Raw genomic sequence first — 18,953 nt, forward strand, 5'->3', positions numbered from 1 at the left:
TCCATGACCGACGGACACCAGCGATCGACCGACGACCGCGCACAGCCACCCGACGACGGGGACCACGACGCCGAGGCACACCGGGACCCGGAGGACCCGCCCGAGGGACCCTCGCCCTCGCCCACTGCCGAGGAGGTCGAGGCCGCGCTGCGTCGCGTCCGCGACCCCGAGGCCGACACCACCGTGTTCGACGCCGGCGTCGTCGAGGGCGTCGCGGTCGACGACGGCGCCGTGACGATCGAGGCCGACCTCCGCGAGTTCCCTCGGGAGTCGGCCGAGGCCGTCTCGAAGACGATGGTACGGGCCGTCTCCGACGTCCCGGGCGTCTCCGGCGCCCACGTCGAGCAGGTCGACCCGAGTCCGGACACTGAGGGCCGGTCGGCCGGGATCGAGACGGCGGACCGCGTCATCGCCGTCGCCAGCGCGAAGGGCGGCGTCGGCAAGACGACGGTCGCGACGACGCTGGCGTGCGCGCTCGCAGCCGACGGCGACGCGAACGCCGGCGGTTCGGACGACCCGAACGCCGCCGGCGACTCCGAGGGGTCGGACGACCCCTCCGTCGGCCTGTTCGACGCCGACATCTACGGCCCGAACGTGCCGGAGGTGCTCGACCTCGCGGGCCCGGTGTACAGCGACAACGACGGGAACCCCGTCCCCGCCGAGACGGACGGCCTGGAGGTGATGAGCGTGGGACTGCTCTCGGAGGGCGGCCCGCTCGCGTGGCGGGGCGCGATGGCCCACGACGCGCTCTCAGACCTGTTCGAGGAGACCGCCTGGGACGACCCCGACACGGTCGTCGTCGACATGCCGCCGGGCACCGGCGACGTGGCGCTGACGACGCTGCAGGAGGTGCCCGTCGACGGGGTCGTCCTCGTCACGACGCCGTTCCATGCGGCCGTCTCAGACACCGGCCGCGCGCTCGAACTGTTCGAGGAGAACGACGTCCCGGTACTCGGCGTCGTCTCGAACATGGGCGAGTTCGTCTGCGACGACTGCGGGAAGGTACACGACCTCTTCGGCGGCGAGGACCCCCTCGAGGCGCTCGACGTGCCGGTGCTCGCGGAGCTCCCGTTCACGCCCGAGATGCAGGAGACGCCGGCGCCCTCGGCGTCGTCGCTCCCGGACCGGGCCGCCGACCTCGCCGCGGCGGTCGAGGACCGATACGATGAGATCTGGCGGGTCGACCCGCCGGAGGACGCGGTCGACATCCGCGGCCTCGACCCGGAGACGCGCGAGGAGCGGGTTCGGGAGGGCTTCCTCAGGACCGAACGCGGGGATGAGTGTTTCGTCGTGAGCGACCGCGACCCGACGCCGGTCCGGTCGTTCCTCCTCGATCTGGTCGAGGCCGACGAGCTCCCGAGCTTCCGCGTCAAACGGCAGAACCCGGAGACGTGGTACGCACGGGCGACCCGTCCCTGACCGATCGACGACGGCCGACCCCGAACGAGTTCTCGAATTTCCAACCGATCGGCCGAACATGTTCTCCCCGGGCGTCGCGCCCTCGAAACGACGAACCCTTCTCAAGGGTGGCCGGAGTGAAGGGCCGACCGCATGAGAGTCACGAGACGGACGTTGGCGAAGGCGCTCGTCGTTGCCTTCGTGGTCAACCTCGTCGTAATGGGCGCTGGCGCCGCGTTGGCGTACGAGAAGGCGCCGCCCATCCCCGACCGCGTCGTCGGCCCCGACGGCGAGACGATCGCTACCGGCGACGACGTGCAGGCTGGAAAGGTCGCCTTCCAGCAGGACGGGTTGATGAACCACGGCTCGATCCTCGGCAACGGGGCGTACTTCGGTCCCGACTACACCGCCGACGCGCTCGACCGCAAGACAGAGGCGATGCGCGAGTACTACGCGGAGGAGCGATACGGCGACGCCTACGACGACCTCCCCGAGGAGGAACGGGCCGCCGTCGACTCGGTCGTGAAGTCGGATCTCGAGGACGGGACTCCCGGCGACGGCGTCATCGAGTACTCCGCGGCCGAGGCGTACGCCCACGAGCAGGTCAGGGAGGAGTACGTCGAGCGGTACCACGAGGGATCCAACGCCCGCGGCGTCCCGGTCGACATGATCGACTCCGAGGAGGACGCGCGGCGCTTCGCCGACTTCGCGCTGTGGACCGCGTGGTTCTCACACACCGACCGTCCGGGCGCCGACCACAGCTACACGAACGACTGGCCGCCCGCGCCGGCCGCCGGCAACACGCCCGGCGCGTCCGCGATGACATGGAGCGTCATCGCGATGGTGCTGCTCGTCGCCGGCGCGGGCGTCGGGATCTGGCTGTACTCGTCGATCGACCTCCCGGAGCCCTCCGCGGAGGGGGTCAACGTGCCCCATCCCGACGACATCGATCTGCTCCCGAGCCAGTCGGCCGCGCTGTGGTTCGTCCCGGTCGCGGCGTTGCTGTTCCTCGTGCAGACGCTGCTCGGTGGACTGCTCGCCCACTACTACATCGAGCGACACGCGTTCTTCGGGCTGGAAACGATCCCGGGCCTGGGCGTCGACGTGCTCCAGGTGCTGCCGTTCGCGATCGCGAAGACGTGGCACATCGACCTGGGGATCCTCTGGATCGCCACGCTGTGGCTCGGGGCGGGGCTGTTCCTCCCGCCGCTGTTGACGGGCTACGAGCCCGACAACCAGGCGCGGTACGTGAAGGGCCTCCTCGTCGCGCTCGTCGTCGTCGTGACGGGCGGGCTCACCGGCATCTGGCTCGGCGCCCACGGCCACTTCGACGGCCAGCTCTGGTGGATCCTCGGCAACGAGGGGCTGGAGTACCTCGAGGTCGGCAAGCTTTGGCAGGCCGGGCTGCTCGTCGGGTTCATCGCGTGGGCCGCCCTCGCCGCACGCGGGCTGAAGCCGCTATTGAACCGCGAGGAGCCGTACGGGCTCGCGCACATGATCCTCTACGCCGGCGGCTCGATCGCGCTGCTGTTCACCGCCGGGTTCCTGTTCACCCCCAAGACGAACATCGCGGTGACGGAGTTCTGGCGCTGGTGGGTCGTCCACATGTGGGTCGAGGGCGCCTTCGAGTTCTTCATCGTCGCCGTCGTCGCGATGACGCTGGTGTCGATGAACCTTCTCCGGCGTCGCTCGGCCGAGAAGGCCGTCCTGCTTGAGGCGCTGCTCGTGATGGGCACCGGCGTCATCGGCGTCAGCCACCACTACTGGTGGATCGGGATGCCCGACATCTGGATCCCGTTGGGGAGCGTCTTCTCCACGCTTGAGCTGATCCCGCTTGTGTTCATCCTCTTCGAGGCGCTCAACGAGTACCGCGCGCTCGTCGACAGCGGCGAGGCGTTCCCGTACACGCTCCCGTTCATGTTCATCATCGCCTCCGGCGTGTGGAACTTCGTCGGCGCGGGCGTGCTCGGGTTCTTCATCAACCTCCCGTTGATCAACTACTACGAGCACGGCACCTACCTCACGGTGGGTCACGCCCACGCCGCCATGTTCGGCGCGTTCGGGTTCCTCGCCATCGGCATGGCCATCTACGTGCTCCGGTTCACCGTCTCGAACTGGACGGGACGGCGCCTCCGGTGGGCGTTCTGGCTGTGGAACGTCGGCCTCGCGCTGATGGTGTTCGTCAGCGTCCTCCCGGTCGGGTTCATCCAGTTGGAGGTGTCGTTCACGCAGGGGTACGACGCCGCGCGCTCGCTGGCGTTCTACAACCGGCCGCTCATCCAGTCGCTGTTCTGGGCGCGGCTCCCCGGCGACACGCTCATCATCCTCGGGACGGCGCTGTTCACCTACGACGTGGCCGCGAAGCTGACCGCCCGTCGCGTCGCCGACGACCCCGACCGCGTCCCGACGGGCGGCGCGGTTCGGCCGTTCCTCGAGGACGACGACTGACGGCCATCGTCGGACGCCGGCGGTAGTCCGGCGTCCGTTCCGGACGGTTCCCTTCCGGGCGATACTGTCCGCTGGTTTTTGGCCCTGACCTCCCGTCCGACTCACGGTGAGGACTGCTGGTACGAGAGCCGGATACGTTTATCAGTGAACCCCGAACTCGTTCGCCGTCACCCCCTGCCCGTAGGAACGTGTCTCCGCGACTGGGAACCACGAACTCGGTTGATGGGGTGTCCACCCATACATACAACTGCGAGGTGCCCACTGATGCCCACGACGCGACGCACGACGCTGAAGGCGCTCGGAACCGGCGCGGGCGGGGCCGCCCTCGCCGGCTGTGCGGCCGACGCGCCGACCGACGAACAGACTGAGACTGCGCGGCAGACCACCGAGAAGACGAGTGGCAAGCCGACGAGGAGCCGCGTCGCGGCCGACCCGACCGACGTACCGGAACCGATCGATCGCGACACCTCGGAGACCGTCGAGGTCGACCTGACCGCGAGGGAGGTGCGGGCCGAGGTCGAGGAGGGCGTCGTCTACGACTACATGACGTTCGACGGGCAGATTCCGGGCCCGATGGTCCGCGTCCGTCGCGGCGACACCGTCCGGGTGACCCTGACGAACGCCGAGGAGAACGCGATGCCGCACAACGTCGACTTCCACGCCTGCTACGGTCCCGGCGGCGGCGCCGAGGACACGACTGTCGCGCCCGGGGAGTCGGCGACCATCCAGTTCCGGGCGGAGTACCCCGGCGCCTTCATCTACCACTGCGCCGTCGCGAACATGGACTACCACATCGCCTCGGGGATGTTCGGAATGATCCTCGTCGAACCGGAGGACGGGCTCCCCGAGGTCGACCGCGAGTTCTACGTCGGCCAACACGAGATCTACACCGACAAGCCCGCCGGTGAGAAGGGACGTCACAGGTTCGATCTCGAGTCGATGAAGGCCGAGGACCCGACCTACGTCGTGCTCAACGGGCAGAAGTACGGACTCACGCCGAACCGCTTCGGCGCGATGAGCGCCGAGACCGGCGAGACCGCCCGGGTGTTCATGGTCGCGGGCGGACCCAACCTGAACAGCAACTTCCACCCGATCGGCAACGTCTGGACCGACGCCTACCGCGACGGCGCGCTCGCGAGCGCTCCCGAACGCTTCGTCCAGACGATGAACGTCCCGCCGGGAAGCTGCATGGTCGGCACCATGGACTTCCCGGTGCCCGAGGACATCAAGCTCGTCGACCACGCGCTCTCGCGGGTCGCGCGCAAGGGGATGCTCGGCATCGTCTCGGTCGACGGCGAGGAGAACCCCGACGTGTTCGACCCGGACCCATAGAATCGGGCGGTTCGAACCCTATGAGGCGGTCGCGGCCGGCAGCCTGACCGTCGCCTCGCTGTCTCCGCTTTCGTCTGTCCCGATCGTCAACGAGCCCTCGTAGAACTCGATCACCCACTTCGAGAGCCACAGCCCCATGCCGCTACTGTGGCGAAGTTGCGTCTCCACTTCGTCGTCGTTGATCAGCGTGCGCTCGTCCTCCGGGAACCCGTCTCCGTCGTCGATGACGCGGATCTCGACCTCGTCGCCGACCCGGCGTTCCCGGACCCGAACCTCCGCCCGGTCGTCGCCGTGCTCCAACGCGTTCTCGACCAGCTCGACGACCGCGGTCACGACGTGATCCCCACCGCGGGCCGCCGGTCCGCCGTCCGATTCGATCCGGAGGGATGCGTCCGGGTAGCCGTCGGTCAGCGATGCGCGGCGCCGTTCGACCGCCTCGCTCACGACGACGGATCCCTTGGTCTCCGCGCCGCCGTCGAGCAGTTCGTCGATGACCGTGACGCGCGACTGCGTCTCGCTCAAGCGACGGGCGATCGACACGATCTGTGCAGCCACGTCGACGTCCGTGGCGTCGGTCGCGTCGTCACCGCCGTCATCGGCGCCAGCGCCGTCGTTCATGCCGTCGCCGGCGTCGCCGTCAGAACCTCCTCGAATCCGGTCGCTGTACCCGATCAGCAGTTGCGCGGCGTGACTGAGGTCGTGGCGGACGAACCGGTTCACCACGGCGGCTTTCCGCCGCTGATCGGCGACCGTCCGAGCGCGGATCCGCCTGACGTCGTTGACGCCGATCAACACGTGAGCGAAGGCGCTGACGCCGACGATCACCGCCCCCGAGAGCAACGGCGCGGCGACACGGCCGCCGTCAGCCGTCTGGAACGTCCCGACGAGCGCGAGAACGGCGACCGTCACGACGACCCCGAGCGCGTTCCACCCTGCGACCCGGAGGAGGTGTTCGGACGTGACGGAACTCCGATACAGCGCCGGCCCGGCGATCGCGAACGCCCCGCCGAGTGCGAGCACGGCGCCGACGACGATCCACCCCGGGAGCCCCGGAACGCCGGTCGATACGTACGACCCGCCGACGGCGGCCAGCCCCAGTCCGGTGGCACTGACGACTGCTGCCGCTGTCCCCCGCTGCAGATCCATTGGGCGTGACTGTGGCGCGCGGCTCAAAAACGGCGTCGTTACGGGCTGTGTGGGGACGGCTGAAAGAACACGTCGAGCGGACGCCGGTCGGATCGACGTGACGCGTCACGGGCGAACCGTATCGAGGCGGAAGCCGGGACCGTCGTCCCGTGAACGACAATGGATCCCTTGGGCGGCCTGCCTCCGCTACCCCGGTACGGGATGTGATGAGGAGACGCCGTTACTCGGCCGTCGCCGCGAGGGGTGACCGGTCGGGGTCGATGTCGAGCGCGTCCTCGGCGAACCGCTTGATCACCTTCCCCTCGGCGCGATGGAGCCGCTCGCTCGCGGTCGATTTTGCGATCCCCTGACGGTCCGCCAGCTCGGTCAGCGTACTCTCGCGCGGGGTGTCGTAGTACCCCGCCCTGATCGCCGAGACGAGCAGTTCCCGCTGGCCGTCGGTGAGGAGGTCCTCGGCGTCGATCGCGTCGTGAACGTAGTCGACGACGTAGTCCATCCCCATCGTCTCCAGCGCGGTCGCGAACGCCGAGAGCCGGTCGCGCGAGCCGGCGACCGTGATCCGGGCCGTCCCCTCGGTCACCTCCACCGGGTACTCCACTGGGAGCCTGGAGTCGCGCAGCGGCATCAACAGCCGCGGGTCGGTCGTCTCGACCCGGATGATCGCCTCGCGGACGTCCTCGGCGGCCCGCTGGAGTTCGACCTCCTCCACGCCGTCGGCGGCGTCGATGTCGCGGACCACCGTCGGCGCGTCGTCGTCACGCAGCGAGACGAGCGCGACCCCGCCGCCCTCGGTCGGCAGCACCGACAGCACCGACAGCGTCGCCTCCGGGTGCGACCGAGTCACCTGACCGACCCACACGTCGTCCGGGAGCGTCACCTCGAGTCTCGCGCGAGCCACGACCGATCACCTCGCCCCGTCGTCCCGGCGTCCGCCGTCCGCCCTGTATCCGGGACTCGTGCCCCCGGTGTCCTCGTCGTCCCCGAACAGGAGGAGGAACAGGCCGAACACCAGCGGCGACAGGACGGCCCCGATGCCGCCGCCGAGCAGCAACAGCGCCGGGGCGTCGCCGGCACCGCCGCCGCCGTCGCCACCCGACCCGCCGTCAGCGCCGCCGCCGGCCGAGCTCTCCGTCCCGCTGGCAGTCGCGGTGGACGTCTCGCCGCCTCCGTCGCCGCCCGATCCGCCGCCGTCGCTCGACCCGCCGACCTCGACGTCGCCGACGACGACGGCGCCCTTCATCCCCAACGCCTTGTGCGGCGTGCAGACGTAGCGGTAGACGCCGGCCTCCTCGAACGTGTGCTCGAACGTGTGTCCGCCGTCGCCGACGAGTTCGGACTCGAATGAGGCGTCACCCTCCGCGGCGACGTTGTGCGAGCCGCCGTTCCCCGTCCACTCCCACGTGACGGTCGTCCCGGGGTCGACACGGACCGCGGCGGGCCCGAAGCCGTACGCCCCGCCGTTGGCCTCGACGCCGACCTGAACGCTCACCGAGCCCGAGCCCGTCTCGTCGACGACCCCGTCGTAGTTGCTCACGCCCGAGAACCACTCCTCGAGCCCGCCCGACGACTGTGCGGCCGCCGGCGTCGCCGCGGCTCCGCCCGCGGCCGCCGCGACGCCGCCCGCCAGCGTCGTTCGAAGTACGGTACGCCGTGACACCGATGATGTTCCCGGGTCGCTCATACATGTTCGGCTTGCGGCCCGGTGGTAAAGGGGAGGTACGCTGGCTCCCAACGACTGGGAACGACGGACAGCGCGCGTCTCGAGCCAATGAATCCGGATCGCCGTTCGTCTCCGCGTACTCCCCGGCGTCGAACGACCGCACGGATCGGCCTACGGACAGGCGAGTTTATCCCCCTCCAGCCACCAGCACCGGTATGCGTGGACACGATCCCGAGCGACGGGGCCGAGCGGTGGGGTGTGGAGGGCTGTGCGGTGAACTCGTGGGCTGGGGAGGCGACCTGTGAACCCGAACCGCGTCGACTCCATCGTCGACCTGCTGTACGGGCTCCTGATCGCGTTGGCCGTGGGGCTGATACTCGTGGTGGGGACGTCGGTCGGCGTCGCGTTCGGCCTCGGCGTCATCGTCTCGTTCGTCATCCACATCGCTTGGAAGATGGCCCGGTTCGACCCCCAGTGGATGACCACCGAGGTCCAGCAGCAGGTCGAGGAGACCGTCGCCGAGTCCGTCGACGAGTCCGTCGGCGAGACGGTAGAGAAGACGGTCGCGGACACGGTGGACAAGACCGTCGAGGAGAAGGTGGGCGAGACGGTGGAGAAGACGGTCGCGGACACGGTAGACAAGACCGTCGGCGAGACGGTGGAGAAGACCGTCGGAGAGACGGTCGACGAGACGGTGGAGGAGAAGGTGGGTGAGACGGTAGAGAAGACGGTTGGGGAAACGATGGAGGAGGCGGTCGACGAGACGGTAGAGAAGACGGTCGACGAGACGGTGGAGAAGACAGTCGATGAGACGGTAGAGAAGACTGTCGGCGAGTCGGTGGAGGAGACAGTTGCAAAGACGGTGGACAAGACCGTCGAGGAGAAGGTGGGAGAGACGGTGGAGAAGGCAGTCGAGGAGAAGGTAGGCGAGACGGTGGAGAAGACGGTCGAGGAGACGGTCGAGGAAACAGTCGAGGAGACAGTCGAGGAAGCGGTCGAACGGTCCGTCGAGGACCAACTCGATGAGGACGACGATCCGGACGGGGACGACGGTGGCAGCCCGACGGGGGCCGATTCCGCCGGTGAATCAGACGGCTCCGACGACTCGGAGGACACCAAGGAAGATAGTTGACTGACACCGGAACATGAGAGAGCAAGGCCTTAGGGGACCCGTACATTAACACCGGTAATATGGTTGAGTTGCTCCTTCTAATCGGCGTGCTCGTCGCGATGTTCGTCGGCTACAACATCGGCGGATCGACGACCGGTCCCGCGTTCGGTCCGGCCGTCGGCGCCGGCGCGGTGTCGAAGTCGACCGCGGCGGCGTTGATGACGACGTTCTTCTTCGTCGGCGCGTGGACGATCGGCAGACGCGTCGTCGACACGCTCGGCTCGGATCTGGTCACGGCGTCGGGCGTGTTCACCCTGGAGACGAGTATCGGCGTCCTGTTCTTCATCGGACTGGCCCTCTTCGTCGGCAACGTCTTCGGCGTGCCCGCGTCGACGTCGATGACCGCCGTCGGCGCCATCGCCGGGCTGGGCGTCGCGAACGACGCGCTCGACTGGGCGATCATGGGTGGGATCGTGATCTGGTGGGTCGTCGCCCCGGTCATCGGCTTCTGGGTGTCGCTCATCATCGGTCGGTACTTCTACAGCCGACTCGACGGTCTCCTCGCGATGCAGGAGAGCGACGGCGCCGTGTTCGACATCGACCGGAGCGGAGGACTGCTGCCGAGCGTGTCGGTCCACGACGACGCGAGCAGGCGGGAGGCCGTCGGCGTCGTGGCCGTCGTCGCGATCGGCTGTCTGATGGCGTTCAGTTCCGGCACGTCCAACATCGCGAACGCCATCGCGCCGCTCGTCGGCGCGGGCGCGCTCGAGATGAACCCGGGCATCGCCATCGGGGGGCTCGCCGTCGGGATCGGCTCGTTCACCATCGCCCGCCGCACCCTGGAGACGATGGGGAGCGACATCACAGAGCTCCCGCTGACGGCCGCGATCGTCGTCGCGTCGATATCCGCCGCGCTCGTGGTGTTCCTCTCGTTCATCGGGATCCCCGCCAGCTTCGTCGTCATCGCCACGATGTCGATCGTCGGCCTCGGTTGGGGACGGGCGACCCGTCCGATCTCCGTCTCGGAGGCCGTTCGCGGCGAGACGGAGGACCCGTCGGCCATCGACGAGGAGGCGCCGGACGACATTCCCACGCCCGGGGAACTGTTCGATCCCGCGACGACCGCCCGCGTCGTGGTGATGCAGAACGTCGTCCCGCTCATCTCGACGCTCGGGGCGTTCCTCACCTTCCGGTACGCTCCGTTCTTCTGACTGGAATCGGTCGTTTTCGGTAAGCCTAAACCCGTCCGACGATAGCCAGCGGTATGGACCAACGGTCGTACGATCTCGACGACGTGAGCGTCGTCATGGGTGCGTACAACGAGGCGGAGGCGATCGGACCGGTGCTCGACGACATCGAGGCGGCGACGGACGGCCGCGCCGAGGTCGTCGTGGTCGACAGTTCCGACGACGGGACCGCAGAAATCGCCCGCGAGCGTGGCGCACGCGTCGTCGATCAGCCGCCCAGCGGCTACGGCGCGGCGGTTCGTCGGGCGCTGTACGAGGCGAGCAACCCCGTCCGGATCACCACCGACTGCGACGGCACCTACCCGATGGACCGGATCCCTGACTTCCTCGAACTGATCAACGACGGGTACGACGTGGTCAGCGGGGACCGCCTGTACCACGGCGCCGATACGATGCCGCCGATGAACCGACTCGGCAACCGTGCGTTCGCAGCCGTCGCGAGCGCCCTCGGCGGCCACACCCTCCACGACGTGACGACGGGGATGCGCGCGTACCACGAGGAGGTGATCGAGTCGATCCGGTGGACCGAGAACACCGGGCTGTCCGCGGAACTGCTCATTCGACCGGCGATGCGCGGCTACCGGATCCGCCAGGAGCCGATCGAGTACGACGAACGGCTCGGCGAGACGAAGCTCGATCCGTTCTCCGGCGGCGCGGAGATCGGCAAGTCGATCCTGAAGTGCTGTCTCGAGGAGCGAGTCAGACAACTCCGCCCGTAGCGTCCGCCGAACGGACGGTCGACACCCTCCAGTCGACCGGATACGGGCCGGTCTTCCAGCTGACGACGAACATGCGAGAGGTATCCGAGACCGATGTCGCTCGCGATCGGCGGGTGTCCTCGACGTTCGTCGCTGTCGGCGACACGACCCGCCATCGGTGACGACCGTCCGCTACGTTCCCGCGCTCGCGTTCGAGAACGTCACGTCGATCCCGCGGTCGGGCGGCGACTCCTCGACGCCGTCGGGAACGCATCGCGTCGGCACCGGACACCGCTCGGCGGTCGCCGTCAGCGCCCGGGCCGTCCCGTCGATCCGCTCGTACGGGAACGAGAGCCGGTAGCTGTACCCGCTTGCGGGGCCGGTCGAGACGAACACCTCCACCTCGATCTCGTCCCCATCGTCCAGTGGGAGCCGACCTTCCTCCGCCTCTCCTTCCTCCCCGCCGCTGACGGCGAGGTCCTCACCGCTCACTCGGAGCTCGCCGTCCTCGACGACCATCGACAGCGACAGCGGACCGCCGTCGTCGGTCGCCACGAGATACGTCGACCCGCGATCGCCGGTGACGCGGACGGTCGTCGATTCGACCGACTCCGGACGTCCGAGCGTCGCGTTCAGGTAGATCCGGTCGCCGGCGACGCGCTCGACCTCCCGGAGCCCGCCCCGAACGGTGGAGTCGTCGGTCGGCACCCACGACCCCGCGTACACGTAGCGGTAGAGGTCGCGCTCGGGGTACGCGCGGGCGACCTCCAGTTCCCGCGTGTCGCCCAGCGCGTACACCCGGGGGCCGTCGTGACCGGGGTCGTTCCGAAGCGCCTGAAACGGGTGGTTCAGCCACGGGCCATACGGCGTCGGGAGGAACAGCACCGAGTTCTCGGGAACCGCTGCGCCGGGATCGCCATCGGCGACGAGCGACCCGTAGCCGGCGCGCAACTCCTCGGTCACCTCGGTGTTACGCTCGACGGTGTCGTCGACGGCGCCGGCGGCGACGCCCCCCGCGGCCGCACCGGCGACGAGCAGCACGACCGTCGCCGCGACTCGGGCGTGTCGCGGGTCGACCCGGTCGCGCCGCGTCGCGAGACGCGTGGCCGCCGCACGCGTTCCGTCGGCGGCGGCGACGCACGCGACCGCGGCGAACACCGCCGTCGGGACGATCAGGTCGTAGTGGTAGTACGGCCCGAGATAGTAGATCAGCCCGTCGGTGCGCACCTCCAGCGCGCCGAGGACGTTGAAGTTGCCCCAGAAGGCGACGTTCCCGGCGGCGACGGTGGCGAACGTGGCCGCGAGCAGCCCTCGTCGGACGCGTCCGTCGAACGCTGACTCATCGCCGTCGCCCGGGATCCCTCTCCCGACGAGCACGAGCGCGACGCCGGCCGCGGCGACGCCCGCGCCCAGCGGGCCGGCGACGACCCAGTCGGTGAACAGCGTCTCCAGCACCAGCCGGTTCGCCTCGATCCCGAGTTCGGGCGTGTAGTCCACTACGTGCCCGAGGATCGCCCGCTCGCCGAACCCCACGCCGTCCTCCGGGGCGAACGCGAGGTACGGGAACAGCCATGGGTCGCCCGTCACGACGGCGTTGTATGCGAACGTGACGAGCACCCCCACGGTGCCCAGCGCCGCGGTGACGGCGCGGCGGACGAACAGGCCGCGTGCGCGGTCGTCGTTGCCGCGGGCTCCCTCGCTGCCGATTCCCGCGGCCGTGAGCGGGACTCGCCACGCGCCCGATCGGACGAGCGTGACGACGGCATGCGTGACGAACGGAAGCGCGAACAGCACCGCGGTGTACGGCCGCGCGAAGAAGGCGAGGCCGACGGCGACGCCCGCGAACGTCGCGTCACGACGGCTCTCCCGCCGTTCCCCGCGGAGATACGAGACCGCGAACGCGACGTTCAGGGCCGTCGTCAGCGCGTACGGGAGGAACAGGCCGCTGTGGACGACGAACAGCGGCGTCGCGATCAGGAGCACGCCGGCGAGCGCCCCGACGCGCGCGTCGAACAGCTCCCGCCCGAGCGCGACGGTGCCTGCGACGAGGCCGGCGGCGATCCCCGCGAGTGCGAGGGGGTATCCCCCGAGGAGCTTCCCGAGCGCGAAGACTGCCGCCGGAACGGGCGCGTACTTGGAGTAGAGGCCGCGCGCGCTCTCGACGAAGAACCACGGCCGGAACGCGTCCTCGACCGGCGGTCGGAGGAACAGCTGCCCGGACAGCAGCATGTCGGCCTGCTGCAGGTACACGCCCTCGTCGTGGTTGAGCGACCGGTACGGGAACACGTCCCCGGCCACGACGACAGCTACGGCCGCCCCGACGAGCGCGAGGACGGCCGCGGCGACGCGACCCCGGTCCAGATGGGTTCGGAGGGTCGTGACCAGCCGGTCAACGGATCTGGTACCGGTGCTCACATCGCTCTCGCCGGGCGAGCCCGTCATCTACTGGGCGGGGTACCACGCGAGTTCGTGGTCGGCGACGAGCGTCACCGCCACCGGCTCGCCCACGTCGAACTCCTCGGTGTGGTTATGCAGACACCGGAGGACGGTACCGTTGTCGAGCTTCACGTGGTACACGAAGGAGGGCCCGGTGTACTGCCGGCGGATCACCTCGCCGTCGGCGTCGCCCTCGGCCACCGGCGTGGCGCGGAGGTCGTCGGGGCGAACCAACACGTCGACGTGGCTGCCGACGTAGCTGTCGCCCAACCCCTTCAACAGGTCGCGGTCGTACGAGCCGACGCTCGTCTCGACCTCGCGCTCGCCGACCCTCGCGGGAAGGAAGCTCGCCTGTCCGAGGAAGGAGGCGACGAACCGGGAGGTCGGGTGTTCGAACACCTCCCCGGGGTCGCCCACCTGCTCGACGGCGCCGTCGTTGACGACGGCGACGCGGTCGGACAGCGACAGCGCCTCCTCCTGGTCGTGGGTGACGGAGACCGCCGTCACGCCCGTCTCGTCGAGGATCCGCTTCACCTCCTCTCGCATCCGGACGCGGAGGCTCACGTCGAGGTTCGAGAACGGCTCGTCGAGGAGCAACACGTCCGGCTCCGGCGCCAGCGACCGCGCCAGCGCGACCCGCTGACGCTGGCCGCCCGACAGGTCCGTCACCGAGCGGTCGCCGTAGTCGGCGAGGCCGACCAGCTCGAGCAGCTCCGACACGCGGGCGTCCGCGGCGTCGGAGTCCGGGTCCTCCAGCCCGAACGAGACGTTCTCGGCGACGGAGAGGTGCGGGAACAGCGCGAACTCCTGAAACACCAATCCCACGTCGCGCTCCTCGGGCGGGGTGACCGCGCCGTCGCCCGCGACCACCTCGTCGCCGACGGCGATGGTGCCCTCGGTCGGCGTCTCCAGTCCGGCGATCATCCGCAGCGTCGTCGTCTTCCCGCAGCCCGACGGGCCGAGGAGGGTGACGAGCTCTCCCTCGTGGACGGTTAGGTCCAGCCCGGAGACCGCCGTCTCCGAGCCGTACTGCTTGACGATGCCCTCCAGTTCCAACACCGGGGCGGGGCGGGCCTCGGCTGTCCCGTCCGTCGCGCCGCCGCCGGCAGTCGCCGACGCTCCAGCGTCGACGGCTCGGTCGTCCGACCCCCCGACGTCCGCGCCCGTTCCGTCGGACGCGCCGACCGCCGCGCCGCCGTCCGTCGCCGGCGCGTCGCGGGCCGCGTCGGCCGCGGCTGGCTCGACGGGGGTCTCGTCGCGGTCCGTGTGGGGTGTGTCGTCAGGCATCGTCGGATCCCTTGAGCAGCGGTATCATCGAGAGGCCGGAGACGGCCACCAACACGAGCGCCGGCAGGGCGGCGCGACCGTAGTACCCGGCCTCCTGAACACGCCAGATGTAGGTCACTATCGTTGTAAACCCTGTCGGATGGAGGATGAGCGTCGTGTCCAGTTCCTTCATCGTCGTGAGGAACACGAGCGCCGCCCCCGCGAGCAGCCCCGGCGAGATGAGCGGCAGCGTCACCCGCCGGAACGCGGAACGCGGGTTCGCCCCGAGCAGACGGGCGGCGCCCACGAGGTCGCGGTCGACCCCGAGCACGGACGACCGCGTCGAGCCGACCGCCTGCGGGAGGAACCGGACGACGTACGCGAACACCAACAGCGGCAGGGACTGGTACACCAGCTGGGCCGCCCCGGCGCCGAACGTCTCCAGCAGCCACTGACTGGAGAAGAACACGAGCGCCAGCCCCAGCACGACGCCCGGCATCGCGTACCCGAGGTACGTCGCGCGGTCGACCGCCTTCGACAGAAGCGAGTTCGAGCGCCCGGCGTAGTAGGCGACCGGGAGCGCGAACAGCACCGTCGCGGCCGCGGTCAACACGGCGACGTACGCCGAGTTCGTCGCGAACTCCGGGCGGAACGCGAGCCCGCCGCCGCTGTACCCCGGCCCCGAGCGGACCAGCCACATCGTGAGAATCCCCACGGGCAGCGCCAGCGTGAACAGGCTCACGAACGCTGGGACCGCCGCCGCCAGCCAGCGGAGCCGCCCCAACGAGACCACACGCTTGGCCGACGACGGCGTCCCGTACCCCGCGGCGGTGTCGCCGCTGACGCGCGATTCGAGCGCGAGGATCACCGCGGTGACCGCGAGCAACTGGATCGACAGCAGCGTCGCGTTCGCCCGTCCCACGCCGAAGCTGTTCAGCTCGACGTAGATGACGCGCGTGAACACGTCGAGACGCATGATCGCGGGCGTCCCGAAGTCCGAGAGCGTGTACAGCGCTACCAACAACGCGCCCGCGGTAACCCCCGGCGCGATCTGCGGGAGGATCACCCGGCGGAACGCCCGCGGGTAGCTGTGGTTGAGCGTTCGCGCCGCCTCCAGCTGCGTCGTGTCGAACGACAGCAGCGAGGCGCGGGTCGTGAGGAACACGTACGGATACGTGAACAGTGTCAACACGAGGGTCGTTCCGCCGAGTCCGTATACCGTCGGAAGATAGGGGTTCACGAATCCGAGCCCGTACTGGGCGAACAGGTCCGGGAGCGCGCCGCTGGGCCCGAACGCCGAGACGTACGCGAACGCGCCGATGTAGCTGGGGACCACCAAGGGAAGCGCCGCGAGCACGGTCCAGAACCGTCTGAACGGGAGGTCCGTTTGGACAGTCAACACCGCGAGCGGAACGCCGAGGGCGATCGACGCGCCGGTTACCAGCCCCACGAGCGTGAGGCTGTTGACGAGTACATCCGTCGTCGTCCCAGAGGTCAACAGCGACATGGCGTCGCCGACGGCCAGCTCCGAGGCGCTGATGAACAGCCACAACAGCGGCGAGAGCACCGCGGCCGCGACGGCCGCCGCCAGCAGGACGACCGCCACGCTCGGCTGGTCGTCGTCGCTGACGAGGAGTCCGCGGACCCGACCGACGCCCTCGCCGGGCGCCATCTCAGACCGCCTCCGCCATCACAGCACCCCGACGTCGCGCATCAGCTCGAGGGTCGGCTGGATGTTCGCCAGCTCCCGCAGGTCGATGCTCGGCGGGTCCAGCTCAGACACCGGCGGCAGCCCGCCGACGGGCGGGATGTCGCCGACCATCGGGTAGCCGTACGTCCGGGTGGCGAAGAACTCCTGGGCCTCCGCCGACAGCAGGTGGCGCACGAAGTTGAACGCCAGTTCCTGGTTCTGGCTCGCCGACAGCACCGACGCGCCGGCGACGTTGATGAGTCCGCCGGCGTCGCCGCTCGTGAACGCGAGGTCGATCGGCGCGTCCGGTCGGGCGGCCACCACGCGCAGCGCGTAGTAGTGGTTCGCGAACCCGCCGTTGAGCGCGCCGTCGGCGACGGAGTTGGACACGAGGAACTCGTTGTTGTACTCGGTGACGCCCGCGTCGAGCATCCCCTGGAGCCACTCGCGGGTGGCGTCCTCGCCCTCGAGCAGCCGCATCGCGGTAACGAACGACTGGAAGGCGCCGTAGGTGGGCGCCCAGCCGATCGCGTCCTGGAAGCCCTCGAACTCAGGGAACTCCATCACGTCGTCGGGGATGTCGTCCCCGGACAGCTCCTCGGTGTTGTACGGGACCGCACGGGCCCGTCCGGCGGTGCCGACCCAGGTGTCGTCGGGATGGAACTCCTCGGGAACCTGGTCGACGACCTCCGAGGGAAGCTCGGCGGAGAGCCCCTCGGCGGAGACGGCCGCCAGCGACCCGGCGTCGACGGACCAGAACACGTCAGCCGGGGTCGCCCCGCCCTCGTTGATGATGGTGTTCGCCGCGTCCGCGGTCCCCGACTCCCGCGGCGTCGCGCTGAAGTCGGGATAGATCTGCTCGAACTTCGCGAGCAGGTCGCGATAGAGGCCGCCCTCGCCGCCGCCGAGGTAGATGGTCAGCTCCCCGCTGAGGTTCGGGAGGTCGGCGATGCGCGTGCCCCCGATGTCCGACCGCCCCTGCGCCAGCGGGCCGGAGCCGCGGAAGTCGTCGAACGCGGCGCCGATCGCGTCGTCGCCCGACCCGCCGCCTCCGCCACCACCGCCACCGCCGCCATCACCGCCGCCGCCACCTCCTCCACCGTCGCCGCCGAGTCCGCCGCAGCCGGCGAGCCCCGCGGCGCCGGCCGCGCCGAGTCCCGCCAGCACCTTTCGCCGCCGATACGTCCGCCGTCCGTTCGCGCTGTCGTCGTCTGTCATGTCGTCGTGTGTCGTGTCGTCAGTCATCTGCGGGCACCTCCGGAGCGTCCGCGGCCGCCGAACGCGTTCCCGCGCCCTCGACGCGGTCGAGGCAGTCGAGCCAGTCGCGCATGTACTCCCCGCAGTGGTTGAGGAACGCGCCGTTGTTCCACTCGTCGAAGTCGCCCTCCGCGAGCGCGTCGGCCATCTCGGCGAACGCCGCCTCGAAGGAGTCGGCGTCGTCGGCGACGCCGTCGAGCACCTCCCAGACGTGCTCGTTCAGTTCGAGGCCGGCGACCTCGTTGGCGAGGTCGTCGAACGTCGAGCGCGGCGCCTTGTTGTGCTCGCACAGCGGGCCGCCGTTGTACACCTGTTTGCCGAGTTCGTCGGCAGCGCGCTTGAGGAACAGCCCCGACCAGATGTCGTCGAACCGGCCGACGTCCCACTCGTTGTCGTCCATCGGGAGCTGGTAGAACGCCGGGACGACCTCGCGGCGGAACGCGAGGTTCATCGAGCAGACGGTGAGGTACTGCCCCTCCGCGGCGACGAAGTCGCGCTCGAAGTCGCTCGCCTGGGTGAGCGTCTGCGCCTGTCCGTTCAGGTCGCCGTCCATGAGAATTCGAACGGCGTCGAGGTCGGGGACGTTCGTCCACAGCCCCTGGGAGGCGACGACCTCGTCGACGCGTTCGGTGTCGGTCTCGACGGACTCGTCCATCGCCGCGTAGGGGTACCCCCGCGGGTACAGGTCGGTGTCCGACTGGTAGAGGACGTTCACCCACGACTCGTCGGAGCTGACGGACTCGATCTCGCCCTCGTACGCGAGGTTGCGCATGTGGGTGCCGAAGAAGTCCTCCTCCCGGTGCGGGAGCGTGTCGTCGTCGATGAACACGCCGTACTCGAAGCGTTCGTGGGCCCACAGATACAGTAGGCCGAAGGAGGTCTGTGCGTGGCTCGCCGCCGGGATCAGGTGTGAGAACTCGGCGGCGTCGTGCTCGGCGAACCACTCCTCGCGTGCGGTGCCGTCGAACACGGCGCCCTCGACGCCCTCCTCGTCGAGCATCGCCTCCATCGCGTCCGTGTCACAGAAGTCCTCGGTGACGAGGACGAAGAACAGCCGGTCGGTGTCGAAGCCGTGCTCGCGAGCGTTCGCGACGTACTCGCGGAGGCATTCGTACTCCCGGATCGTCGGGATGACGACGCAGATGTCCTGGGGTGAACTCATTCGAATGGTCGATCGATTAGGGTAGCCTAAAGGGTGTCGATGTTTTGGGCGACCGAAACTGCGATCCGGTAACCGTGACCGACCGCCCTCGAGATCGTCCCG

At 69.5% G+C, this 18,953-nt stretch carries 13 protein-coding genes and 1 pseudogene; 6 read left to right on the top strand and 8 right to left on the bottom strand.

Annotated elements, in window-relative coordinates; translation table 11 throughout:
* Positions 1–3 precede the first annotated feature (3 nt).
* The 3 genes from GRX01_RS03020 (at position 4) to nirK (ending at position 5,178) form a co-directional block, all read left to right on the top strand.
* Entirely contained in the window at positions 4–1,419 is a 1,416-nt protein-coding gene (locus tag GRX01_RS03020) for a P-loop NTPase (protein WP_159663348.1), read from the top strand.
* Positions 1,420–1,551: 132 nt separating this feature from the next.
* A complete protein-coding gene (locus tag GRX01_RS03025; RefSeq protein WP_159663350.1) occupies positions 1,552–3,846 on the top strand; it encodes a nitric-oxide reductase large subunit in 2,295 nt (764 codons plus the stop codon).
* A gap of 261 nt (positions 3,847–4,107) precedes the next feature.
* On the top strand, positions 4,108–5,178 hold the full coding sequence (gene nirK, locus GRX01_RS03030; RefSeq protein ID WP_159664001.1) for a copper-containing nitrite reductase: 1,071 nt from the start codon (positions 4,108–4,110) through the stop codon (positions 5,176–5,178).
* An 18-nt stretch (positions 5,179–5,196) separates the two neighbouring features.
* On the opposite strand, the gene GRX01_RS03035 is transcribed toward nirK, so the two are convergent.
* The 3 genes and pseudogenes from GRX01_RS03035 to GRX01_RS19555 form a co-directional block, all read right to left on the bottom strand.
* The gene (locus GRX01_RS03035; RefSeq protein ID WP_159663352.1) at positions 5,197–6,324 is read right to left on the bottom strand and encodes a sensor histidine kinase; all 1,128 of its coding nucleotides are present in this window, start codon (positions 6,322–6,324) and stop codon (positions 5,197–5,199) included.
* 220 nt (positions 6,325–6,544) lie between these two features.
* On the bottom strand, positions 6,545–7,222 hold the full coding sequence (locus GRX01_RS19430) for a helix-turn-helix domain-containing protein (protein ID WP_159663354.1): 678 nt from the start codon (positions 7,220–7,222) through the stop codon (positions 6,545–6,547).
* Between the two features lie 237 nt (positions 7,223–7,459).
* Positions 7,460–8,005: pseudogene (locus GRX01_RS19555) on the bottom strand (halocyanin domain-containing protein); the annotation flags it as partial.
* A 280-nt stretch (positions 8,006–8,285) separates the two neighbouring features.
* Here GRX01_RS19555 and GRX01_RS03050 point away from each other — a divergent pair.
* Genes GRX01_RS03050 through GRX01_RS03060 form a run of 3 tightly spaced genes read left to right on the top strand, consistent with a single transcriptional unit; the run spans position 8,286 to position 11,061 of the window.
* Complete coding sequence (locus GRX01_RS03050) at positions 8,286–9,116, top strand: hypothetical protein (protein WP_321167888.1); 831 nt, start codon at positions 8,286–8,288, stop codon at positions 9,114–9,116.
* Positions 9,117–9,175: 59 nt separating this feature from the next.
* Positions 9,176–10,306: an inorganic phosphate transporter gene (locus GRX01_RS03055; RefSeq protein ID WP_159663358.1), complete on the top strand. Its 1,131-nt coding sequence runs from the start codon at positions 9,176–9,178 to the stop codon at positions 10,304–10,306.
* A gap of 53 nt (positions 10,307–10,359) precedes the next feature.
* Entirely contained in the window at positions 10,360–11,061 is a 702-nt protein-coding gene (locus tag GRX01_RS03060; protein ID WP_159663360.1) for a dolichyl-phosphate hexose transferase, read from the top strand.
* A 171-nt stretch (positions 11,062–11,232) separates the two neighbouring features.
* Here the strand turns inward: GRX01_RS03060 and GRX01_RS03065 are convergent, their stop codons facing one another.
* Genes GRX01_RS03065 through GRX01_RS03085 form a run of 5 tightly spaced genes read right to left on the bottom strand, consistent with a single transcriptional unit; the run spans position 11,233 to position 18,851 of the window.
* Positions 11,233–13,482, bottom strand: coding sequence for an ArnT family glycosyltransferase (locus GRX01_RS03065; protein WP_159663362.1), 2,250 nt, complete (start codon positions 13,480–13,482; stop codon positions 11,233–11,235).
* Positions 13,483–14,763, bottom strand: a complete 1,281-nt coding sequence (locus GRX01_RS03070) for an ABC transporter ATP-binding protein (protein ID WP_201289491.1) — start codon at positions 14,761–14,763, stop codon at positions 13,483–13,485.
* On the bottom strand, positions 14,756–16,414 hold the full coding sequence (locus tag GRX01_RS03075) for an ABC transporter permease (protein ID WP_159663364.1): 1,659 nt from the start codon (positions 16,412–16,414) through the stop codon (positions 14,756–14,758). The genes GRX01_RS03070 and GRX01_RS03075 overlap by 8 nt, the downstream gene beginning before the upstream one ends.
* A gap of 18 nt (positions 16,415–16,432) precedes the next feature.
* A complete protein-coding gene (locus GRX01_RS03080) occupies positions 16,433–17,677 on the bottom strand; it encodes an extracellular solute-binding protein (RefSeq protein ID WP_233740838.1) in 1,245 nt (414 codons plus the stop codon).
* A complete protein-coding gene (locus tag GRX01_RS03085; protein WP_159663366.1) occupies positions 17,670–18,851 on the bottom strand; it encodes an alpha-1 4-glucan-protein synthase in 1,182 nt (393 codons plus the stop codon). The genes GRX01_RS03080 and GRX01_RS03085 overlap by 8 nt, the downstream gene beginning before the upstream one ends.
* Between the last annotated feature and the right edge of the window lie 102 nt (positions 18,852–18,953).

The organism is Halobaculum saliterrae (genome assembly GCF_009831625.1).
Lineage (GTDB): Archaea > Halobacteriota > Halobacteria > Halobacteriales > Haloferacaceae > Halobaculum > Halobaculum saliterrae.

Excerpts from the sequence above, each read along its gene's own strand:
- GRX01_RS03070 (WP_201289491.1), bottom strand. The coding sequence starts at position 14,763 with ATGCCTGACGACACACCCCACACGGACCGCGACGAGACCCCCGTCGAG.
- GRX01_RS03035 (WP_159663352.1), bottom strand. The coding sequence starts at position 6,324 with ATGGATCTGCAGCGGGGGACAGCGGCAGCAGTCGTCAGTGCCACCGGA.
- GRX01_RS03055 (WP_159663358.1), top strand. The coding sequence starts at position 9,176 with ATGGTTGAGTTGCTCCTTCTAATCGGCGTGCTCGTCGCGATGTTCGTC.
- GRX01_RS03080 (WP_233740838.1), bottom strand. The coding sequence starts at position 17,677 with ATGACTGACGACACGACACACGACGACATGACAGACGACGACAGCGCG.
- GRX01_RS03020 (WP_159663348.1), top strand. The coding sequence starts at position 4 with ATGACCGACGGACACCAGCGATCGACCGACGACCGCGCACAGCCACCC.
- GRX01_RS03065 (WP_159663362.1), bottom strand. The coding sequence starts at position 13,482 with ATGACGGGCTCGCCCGGCGAGAGCGATGTGAGCACCGGTACCAGATCC.
- GRX01_RS03085 (WP_159663366.1), bottom strand. The coding sequence starts at position 18,851 with ATGAGTTCACCCCAGGACATCTGCGTCGTCATCCCGACGATCCGGGAG.
- GRX01_RS03025 (WP_159663350.1), top strand. The coding sequence starts at position 1,552 with ATGAGAGTCACGAGACGGACGTTGGCGAAGGCGCTCGTCGTTGCCTTC.
- GRX01_RS03075 (WP_159663364.1), bottom strand. The coding sequence starts at position 16,414 with ATGGCGCCCGGCGAGGGCGTCGGTCGGGTCCGCGGACTCCTCGTCAGC.
- GRX01_RS03060 (WP_159663360.1), top strand. The coding sequence starts at position 10,360 with ATGGACCAACGGTCGTACGATCTCGACGACGTGAGCGTCGTCATGGGT.